This window comes from Streptomyces shenzhenensis (assembly GCF_021462265.1).
Classification (GTDB): Bacteria; Actinomycetota; Actinomycetes; order Streptomycetales; family Streptomycetaceae; genus Streptomyces; species Streptomyces shenzhenensis.
In genome coordinates this window covers 17995-27057 of record NZ_JAJONF010000074.1, presented here as the reverse complement: position 1 = coordinate 27057, position 9063 = coordinate 17995, and the positions used below count along the sequence as shown (strand labels likewise).

General features: G+C 71.7%; 8 protein-coding genes. 2 read left to right on the top strand and 6 right to left on the bottom strand.

Annotated features, from left to right (window positions below; translation table 11 throughout):
• The first annotated feature begins 387 nt into the window (after nt 1–387).
• The gene (locus LQ326_RS44430) at nt 388–1026 is read left to right on the top strand and encodes a phosphatase PAP2 family protein (RefSeq protein WP_234544814.1); all 639 of its coding nucleotides are present in this window, start codon (nt 388–390) and stop codon (nt 1024–1026) included.
• A gap of 977 nt (nt 1027–2003) precedes the next feature.
• Entirely contained in the window at nt 2004–2729 is a 726-nt protein-coding gene (locus tag LQ326_RS44425; protein WP_234544813.1) for a lysophospholipid acyltransferase family protein, read from the top strand.
• A gap of 62 nt (nt 2730–2791) precedes the next feature.
• On the opposite strand, the gene LQ326_RS44420 is transcribed toward LQ326_RS44425, so the two are convergent.
• The 6 genes from LQ326_RS44420 to LQ326_RS44395 all read right to left on the bottom strand — a co-directional run bounded on the left by LQ326_RS44420 (nt 2792) and on the right by LQ326_RS44395 (nt 9053).
• A complete protein-coding gene (locus LQ326_RS44420; protein WP_234544812.1) occupies nt 2792–4396 on the bottom strand; it encodes an alpha/beta hydrolase in 1605 nt (534 codons plus the stop codon).
• Between the two features lie 139 nt (nt 4397–4535).
• Nucleotides 4536–5297, bottom strand: a complete 762-nt coding sequence (locus LQ326_RS44415) for an urease accessory protein UreD (RefSeq protein WP_234544817.1) — start codon at nt 5295–5297, stop codon at nt 4536–4538.
• Nucleotides 5294–5974, bottom strand: coding sequence for an urease accessory protein UreG (gene ureG, locus LQ326_RS44410; protein WP_234544811.1), 681 nt, complete (start codon nt 5972–5974; stop codon nt 5294–5296). Before ureG ends, LQ326_RS44415 begins: the two co-directional genes overlap by 4 nt.
• A 359-nt stretch (nt 5975–6333) precedes the next feature.
• Nucleotides 6334–7011: an urease accessory protein UreF gene (locus tag LQ326_RS44405; protein WP_234544810.1), complete on the bottom strand. Its 678-nt coding sequence runs from the start codon at nt 7009–7011 to the stop codon at nt 6334–6336.
• A gap of 16 nt (nt 7012–7027) precedes the next feature.
• Nucleotides 7028–8749, bottom strand: coding sequence for an urease subunit alpha (locus tag LQ326_RS44400; protein ID WP_234544809.1), 1722 nt, complete (start codon nt 8747–8749; stop codon nt 7028–7030).
• Entirely contained in the window at nt 8742–9053 is a 312-nt protein-coding gene (locus LQ326_RS44395; protein ID WP_234544808.1) for an urease subunit beta, read from the bottom strand. The genes LQ326_RS44400 and LQ326_RS44395 overlap by 8 nt, the downstream gene beginning before the upstream one ends.
• Nucleotides 9054–9063: the final 10 nt, after the last annotated feature.

The following is a 9063-nucleotide window of genomic DNA, read 5'->3' as shown; positions in this document are numbered from 1 at the left end:
CTGCGCAGAGGCGGGGCGCCGGTACGGCCCCGGCTGCCGGCGCGACGGAACAGGATCGGCGGCCGGATCGGCGAAACGGGGCGATCCGGCAGCAGCCCCGCACACCTCGCGAGCGGCCCCGCCACGATCGCGGTCCCCGCCCACCGGGCTGAGCACGCCGGCGGTACGCACGGACCGCACGCCGGGCTCCCCCCGTGCCGACGATCGGGAGGGACCTGGTCAATGACCTGGGGGGGCACGCAGGCATACTTCTACAACATGTAGTATGTTTACCCGGCGGACACCACCGATTCACTGAACTGTCGCCGGCATGCCGTCGCGGGCATGGGAGTCGACCGGCGACGCCGGGCCGTTCGCGTCGCCTCAGGCTTACGGAAGGACGTGCCCATGACAGCAGCGGCACCTGCGCGACTGGCCTTCGACGGATCCGGTATCGACGGCTCGTTGTTCACATCCGTCACCGACTTCGCCCGCGATACGAAATGGCTCAACACCCCCATGGAGGTGTGGACCAACCTGGGCCTGGGTGTCTTCGCTGTCCTCATGCTGATGGGGTGGTGGAACGCACGCCGCCGCGGCCCCCAGGCCATGACGGTCGCCCTGGCCGCGCCCGTCGCGGTCGTGACCGCCTTCGCCGCCGCCGAGGTGGTCAAGAAGATCGTGGGTGAGGTGCGGCCCTGCCGGTCGATGCCCCACGCCTACCTGGTCGACTCCTGCCCGGCGCCGTCGGACTACGCCTTCCCCAGCGGCCACTCCACCACGGCCGCCGCGACCGTGGCCGCACTGTTCCTGCTGGACCGCCGCCTCAGCGCCATCGCCGCGGTGTTCGCCGTGGTGGAGGGCTTCTCCCGGGTCTACGTCGGCGCCCATTACCCGCACGACGTCCTCGGCTCCGTGATCCTCGCCCTCCCCGTCGCCTACCTCACCAGCCTCGCGCTGCGCCGCTGGGCCACCCCACTGGTCGCGGCCCTGAACCACGGCGCGCTGCGCCCGCTGCTGACCGCGGAATCACGTACTGCCGCGTAGCAAGCCCGGTAACCAGCGCCCGAACGATCACCTCCCCCCAACCGGCGCCGGGCTGTCCGGGGCTGATGGATCCGCCGTGGGCACACCCCTGCCGTACGGAACCGGTGCGCCGGCGACGCCGATCGCCCTGGCCGCTTCGGCCGCGTACCGGGAACGGGGGTATGCGGACCGGCGCACAGCGGCATGGAGTACCGCGGCCGGGCTGCCCGCCAACAGCGGCGGCTTTCCGCTCGCCCCGGTGTACCTGCTGGTGCTGCGGCTGCCGGTCAAGCAAGGTCGTCACCGAAGTGGCTCCCGGCAGTGCCGGCAACCCAACCGCACCGGGAGGCTCCGTGATGACGCCGGGCACCCCATGCGTTCGAGGGGCGCGGAGCACTCATCTCCGGCCTCCATCGCCGCGTTCCGCGTTGAGGGCGGTATCGCTCCACCGGCTTTCTGCTGCCGTTTCCGCCATGACCTGCGCCGGAGCGAGGGCGGCCCGCTTGTCCGCCTGCTTGCGGACGGCCGGTGAGCCGGCGACGCGCAAGACGCCGGATTTCGGCGGGAGACACCAACTGGCTCGTCGGCCGCATGGAAGGGCGGGAGTGGCCGGCCGCAACCGTTCGCCCTGTGTGCAGGCCCTTCGGACGCGGCCGGGGGGCATGCACCACCCCTGCCGTGTTCGAGCGAGATGGCCACCTCGCCCTGAGCGTTCACTTCGCGGCCGTCCACCCGTGAACGGCAACGGCGCACGGCTCAGCGTCCGACCTGGTGAAATTCTCACAGGTGGCGGCGGGCTCGTCCGTCTGCTCCGGACCGGGTTTCCAGGGGGCGGGCTACCTGACAACCCATCAAGTAACTGGGCAAAAGGTCAGCATGAGTGCGATCGAACATGGCCGCAGATGACGATGGGCGCACATCGCCCCGGGCTCGCCATTGACGATCCGACCTGGGAAAACAGCAGTTCCAGCGGGAGCTGGTGAAGTGAGGAGAGAGCCGTGTTCTACTACCTGCTCAAGTACGTACTGCTGGGGCCGCTGCTGAGAGGGGTGTTCCGGCCGCGGATCGAGGGCCTGGAACATGTGCCGTCGTCCGGACCGGCCATCGTCGCCGGCAACCACCTCTCCTTCTCCGACCATTTCCTGATGCCGGCCGTCCTCAAGCGGCGCATCACCTTTCTCGCCAAGGCCGAGTACTTCACGGGGCCGGGGGTGCGGGGCCGGCTGACGGCCTTCTTCTTCCGCAGTGCCGGGCAGATCCCGGTGGACCGCTCCGGCAAGGAGGCGGGCCAGGCCGCGATCCGGGAGGGGCTCGGGGTGCTGCGCAAGGGCGAGCTGCTGGGCATCTACCCGGAGGGCACCCGCTCGCACGACGGCCGCCTGTACAAGGGCAAGGTCGGGGTCGCGGTGATGGCGCTGCGGGCCGGTGTCCCGGTGATCCCCTGCGCGATGATCGGCACGTTCGAGGCGCAGCCGCCCGGCAAGGTCATCCCGAACATCCACCCCGTCGTGATCCGCTTCGGCAAGCCACTCGAATTCTCCCGCTACGCCGGGATGGAGAGCGAGAAGGCCGTCCTGCGCGCCATCACCGACGAGATCATGTACGCCATCCTGACCCTGTCCGAGCAGGAGTACGTCGACGAGTACGCGGCCGTCGTCAAGGCCGAACAGGCGGCGGCCAGGGGCGAGAAGGAGCGCAGGTTCCCGCGGGCGCCGCTGAGCTGAACCGGAACGGGTGAGGGGCGGCCGGAGTGTTCCGGCCGCCCCTCGTCGTCGTACCGGAGCGGTTACGGCTGCGGGGTGGCGTGCGGGCCGCAGGTGACGTCCGCGCCGTCCAGCGCGCCGGTGAGCAGGTAGGTGTCGACGCGGCCGTTGATGCACGGGTTGACCAGGCCGGTCACGCCGTGCGAGCCGGCGTCCTGCTCGGTGATCAGGCGGGAGCCCTTGAAGCGCTTGTGCAGTTCGACGGCGCCGGGGTACGGGGTGGCGGCGTCCCGCGTGGACTGCACGATCAGCACCGGCGGCAGCCCCTTGTGGGTCCTGACCTCGACCGGGGTCTGCTGCTTGACCGGCCACGTGGCGCACGGCAGGTTCATCCAGGCGTTGGCCCAGGTCATGAACGGGTACTGGGCGTTGAGCTCGGTGTTGTCGCGGTCCCACTTCTTCCAGCTGGTGGGCCACTTGGCGTCGGTGCACTCGACGGCGGTGTAGACGGCATTGCCGTTCTCCGAGCTGATGTTGCCCGCGGTGTCGGTGAGGTCCGGGGCGGCCGCGTCGACCAGGGCCTGGGTGTCACCGGCGACGTACTTGCTGAACACCCTGGCGACCGGGACCCACGAGGAGTCGTAGTACGGCGCGCTCTGGAAGAAGCCGATCAGCTCGGCCGGTCCGACGACCCCGCCGATCGGGTTCGCCTTGGCGGTGGCGCGCAACTGGAGCCACTTGGCCTGGACGGCGTCCCGCGTGGTCCCGAGGTGGAAGGCGGAGTCGTGGGCGGCGACCCAGTCCTCCCAGTCCTTCCAGCGGCCCTCGAAGGCGACGTCCTGGTCCAGGTTGGCCTGGTACCAGATGTTCTTCCGGGACGGGTTGACGACGCTGTCGACGATCATCCGGCGCACATGCCCCGGGAACAGCGTCCCGTACACCGCGCCTAGGTAGGTGCCGTAGGAGACACCGAGGTAGTTGAGCTTCTTCTCGCCGAGCGCGGCCCGGATGACGTCCAGGTCACGGGCGGTGTTCGCGGTCGTCATCTGCTGGAGCATCGCGCGGCCGGTGCGCTCGGCGCAGCCGTCCGCGTACTGCTTGGCAAGCCCCCGCTGCATGGTCTTGTCGGCCTCGGTGTCCGGCACCGGGTCGGCCTTGGGGGCCTTCACGAACTCCTGCGGGTCCGCACAGGAGATGGGCGCGGAGTGGCCGACACCGCGCGGGTCGAAGCCCACGAAGTCGTACGCCTTCGAGGCGTTGACCCACAGGGGGTTCTTGCTGGTGACCCGGAGCGGGAAGCGCATCCCCGAGCCGCCCGGGCCGCCGGGGTTGTAGACGAGCGCGCCCTGGCGCTCGGCCGGCGTCCCCGTGCTGCCTATTCGGTCGACGGCGAGCTTGATCTGCTTGCCGTAGGGCTTCGTGTAGTCGACCGGCACGCTGACCCAACCGCACTGCACGGGCTTGGTCAGGGCCCAGTCGGTGGGGCAGTCGGCCCAGTCGATCCCGGCCTTGGCGGCCCGTGCGGCCGCGATGGCCGCGCCCTGCTGCGCGCGGTCCTGGCCGCCGTGCCGGGCCTCGGCGCCGGCGGCGGGTACCGCGAGCGCGCCGGTGATCAGGCTGGCCGTGACGAGCGCGCCGGCCGAACCCAGCGCCAGCACCCGGCTTCTCGATCTGTGGTTGTCCCTCAAGTGGGCCCCTCCCCCTGCATCATGATGAACGGTCAGGGGAGATCCTTCCGGCTGTGAGCATCCTGAGAACAGGGCCCAACAGCCGTCTTTACCAATCCGATAGCCGGACGTTCGCATCCCGCTTGTCCCGCTGAGCGGATCACCCGCCCAACTGGTCCAACGCCTCGTCCAGCACCCGCCGCAGCCGCAGCGCATCGCCCGCCACCGCGGTCACCAAGACCGCGGGCCCGGCGAGCGGAGTGAGCGCGGCGTACTCCCCCAGCATCCGCGCCCCCACCGGATTAGCCTCGAACTCCGGTCGTACGACGACGAGTTGCCCCACCGCCCGATGTCCCGCGAGCACGGCGGGCCCGTCCCAGCCGCCGGGCGCCCCGGGCCCGCAGACCAGCTCCTGATCCAGCACGGTCTTCCGGGCCACACGCACGGTGAGCCGGCTGCTGAGCCGCCCGGGCTCCTCCCCCACGCGTCCGAGCACCTGCTCCTCCCGCAGCACGAGCCGACCGCCCGCGCCGACATCGGCCTGAGTGCGGACGCGCAGATCGCTCCCGCCCGCGGAGATCAACTGCTGCGGCAGCCACCTCAGTTCACCCTCGTCGGCGACATCGAGCCGGACGTCGTACCGCGCCTCCTCCTTGCCCTGCCCCGGCAGGGCGATGGTCGCGGCAGCCGACCCGACACACAGCCGGGCCCCTGCCTCGACCCGGGCCTCGATCCCGAACCGGTCCCCACCGAGCGGCCCGCTCATCGCCCCGACGACCATCACCCGGGCCTCGGCACCGCTCCCCCGGGTACGCCGCAGCGCGAGCGGGCCCTCCCCCTCCAGCACGGGAAGCGAGGTGCCGCCCCGCCCGTCGTCGCGGGCGACGATCCGAGCGACGGCGCGTACCCCCGTCCCCGTCATACGGCCCACGCCGCGAGCCGCTCCCGCACCCACGCCGCCACGTCCGCGACACCGGCCTGGCCGCGCAACGACTGGAAGACAACGGGCAGTTCGGCCCGCTGCGCCTTGGCGTCGGCGGCCATCCGCGCCAGATCCGACCCCACGTACGGCGCCAGGTCCGTCTTGTTGACGACAAGCAGGTCGGCCGTCGTCACCCCCGGCCCGCCCTTCCGTGGAATGTCGTCCCCTCCCGCCACGTCGATCACGAAGATCTGCGCGTCCACGAGCCCCTTGGAGAAGGTGGCGGTGAGATTGTCCCCACCGGACTCGACGAGGATGAGGTCCAGCGGCCCGACCTCGTCCTCCAGGTCCTCCACGGCTTCCAGATTGGCCGAGATGTCGTCCCGGATCGCCGTGTGCGGACAGGCCCCCGTCTCGACGGCGGCGATCCGCTCCGGCGGCAGCACGGCCTCCCGGAGCAGGAACTCGGCGTCCTCGCGGGTGTAGATGTCGTTGGTGACGACGGCAAGGGACAGCTCGTCACGCAGGACCCGGCACAGAGCGGCCACGGTAGCGGTCTTCCCGGACCCGACCGGCCCCCCGAGCCCGATCCGGAGAGCTCGACGGGACCCGTCGGGCCGACGGGCGTCGGCGCTGAGCGCGGCGGGACCGTGGTGGTGATCGTGATCGAGATGCATGTTTCACTCCTTGTTCAGCAGGCTCTGTGTTTCCACCGTCCGGCGCCGGAGGCCGAAGACCGGCCCGCACCACCCTCAGCCCGTCCGGCGTCCGAGGACGAAGACCGGCCCGCACCCCCACCACCCAAGCCGCCCGGCATCCGAGGACGAAGACCGGCCCACACCCCCACTACCCAGGCCGCCCGGCGTCCGAGGACGAAGCCGGCCTCGCCCCCCCACTACCAGCCCGTCCGGCGTTTGAGGACGAGGCCGTTCAGGCCGATGCGGGGGTCCGGGGGCGGCAGCCCCCGGAGCGGGCGGTCGAAGGGGGCCCGCCCCCTGGAGGACGGGACGGGCAGGGGCGGCGGGGGCGCCTCCCCCTACGACGCGAACAACCGCACCGCCCACCCCGCATGCCACTCCGCCCCGATCTCCGCCAACGGCCCCGCCGCCGCAGGCAACGCATCGACCCCCACCCCACCGACCACTTCCCGCGCCGCCTCCACCGCCCGGTCGACCACCCGGTCCACCTCCCCCGCCAACCGCGCCAGCACCCCCGTGGCCTCGAACGGATCCAGACTCAGCAACCGCACCACCGCCGTGGCCGGCCCGCTCACACTCTCGTACGCGGCGCAGTAGGCCGCGTCCTCCGCCGAGAGCCCCGCCGCCCGAGCCACCACCCCCAGCACCACCGGCTGATGAGCCCCCTTGGGGAACTCCAAGGCCAGGGCTTCGAGTTCGGCACCAGGCCAGGCCACCCGCGCGGCCCGCAGCAGCTGCCGCCCGAGCCTGCGCGCCGCGCCCCGCAGCGCGGCCGACGGCGTCCGCGCATCGACGGCGGCGTCCAGCTCCCGTACGCCGGCACCGAGTACCGCCGCCGCGGCCACCGCGCCCGCCACCAGCCCCGCCGTGTGCAGCCGCCCCCGGCAGTACTCCTCCAGGCCGGCGGCCCCGGTGATCCGCCCGGCCTTGACGGCGGCCTCCGCCCCGCCGGAGTGCGCATGCCCTCCGGCGGGAAAGCGGCCGTCGGCCAGTACCAGCAACGCTGCCCGAGACATCACCGACCACCTGCTCTCAGAACAGGAAGTAGCGTTGGGCCATGGGCAGTTCCGCAGCCGGTGTCGCCTCGACCAGCTCCCCGTCGATGTGCACGGCGAAGCTGTCGGGATCGACCTCGACCCGCGGACGCGCGTCGTTCTCCCGCATGTCCGCCTTGGTCACGCCACGGGTCGACTCGATGGCGACGAACCGCTTCCCGAGCCGCAGCCGCTCCGGCAACCCGTCCTCGATCGCCAGCGGGGCGACGAAGTTGAAGGAGTTGGCGGCCGGAGCCCGTCCGATCGCCCCGTACATCGGGCGCGGCAGGATCGGCTGGGGCGTCGGGATCGACGCGTTGGCGTCGCCCATCTGCGCGTAGGCGATCTGGCCGCCCTTGAGGACGAGCTGCGGCTTGACCCCGAAGAACGCGGGCTCCCAGAGCACGAGATCGGCGAGCTTGCCGGTCTCGACCGAGCCGATCTCCCGGGCCAGCCCCTGCGCGAGGGCCGGGTTGATCGTGTACTTGGCGACGTACCGCCGTACCCGGTGGTTGTCGGCCCGTCCGTCACCCGGCAGCGCGCCCCGCCGCCGCTTCATCACGTGCGCGGTCTGCCAGGTCCGCAGGATCACCTCGCCCACGCGCCCCATGGCCTGCGCGTCGGAGGAGATGATGGAGATCGCGCCCAGGTCGTGAAGGATGTCCTCCGCCCCGATGGTCGAGGGCCGGATCCGGGACTCGGCGAAGGCCAGGTCCTCCGGCACCGCCGGGTTGAGGTGGTGGCACACCATCAGCATGTCGAGGTGTTCCTCGGCGGTGTTCACCGTGTACGGCCGGGTCGGGTTGGTGGAACTCGGCAGCACGTGCGGTTCGGAGACGACGGTCATGATGTCCGGCGCGTGCCCGCCGCCCGCGCCCTCGGTGTGGTAGGCGTGGATCCCGCGCCCGCCGATCGCGGCGAGCGTGTCCGCCACGAATCCCGCCTCGTTCAGGGTGTCCGTGTGGATGGCCACCTGGATGCCCGTCCGGTCGGCGACGGTCAGGGCCGCGTCGATGACGGCCGGGGTCGACCCCCAGTCCTCGTGCAGCTTCAGCCCCAGTGCCCCGCCCCTGATCTGGGAGAGCATCGCCTCGTGCGAGACGGTGTTGCCCTTGCCGAGGAAGCCGATGTTGAGCGGGTACTGCTCCATCGCCTCCAGCATCCGGGCGAGGTGCCACGGGCCGGGGGTGACGGTGGTCGCCTTCGAGCCCTCGGCGGGACCGGTGCCGCCGCCCACCAGCGTGGTGATCCCCGCCGCCAGCGCCTCGTCGGCGATCTGCGGGCAGATGAAGTGGACGTGCGCGTCGATCCCGCCCGCGGTGAGGACGCGCCCGTTTCCGGCGATGACCTCGGTCTCGGGGCCGATCACCAGGTCGGGGTGGACGCCGTCCATGGTGTCGGGGTTGCCGGCCTTGCCGATGCCGGTGATCCGGCCGTCGCGGATGCCGAGGTCGGCCTTGACCACGCCCCAGTGGTCGATGATCACCGCACCCGTGATGACCGTGTCGGGGGTGCCGTCTGCGCGCGTGGCACGCGACTGGCCCATGGATTCGCGGATGACCTTGCCGCCGCCGAAGACCGCCTCGTCCCCGGCGAGCCCGGGGCCGCCGGAGCGGTCCTCCTCGATCTCGACGAGCAGGTCGGTGTCGGCGAGCCGGATCCGGTCGCCGGTGGTCGGTCCGAACAGGTCGGCGTACGCGGCGCGGGAGATCTCAGGCATCGAGGGCACCTCCGGTCTCGCCGCGAAGCCCGGGGACCACCCGGGCACCGGTGAGCGGGACGAGTTCGACGTCGACGGGGATGCCGGGCTCGAAGCGGACCGCGGTGCCGGCGGCGACGTTCAGCCGCTTGCCGCGCGCCGCCTCCCGGTCGAACTCCAGTCCGGGGTTGGCCTCGGCGAAGTGGTAGTGGGAGCCGACCTGGACGGGCCGGTCGGCGGCGTTGAGGACGGTCAGCCGGGTGACCTCACGGCCCGCATTGAATACGACGGGCTCGTCGGCGAAGAGCACCTCTCCGGGAATCATCGGTGGCCCC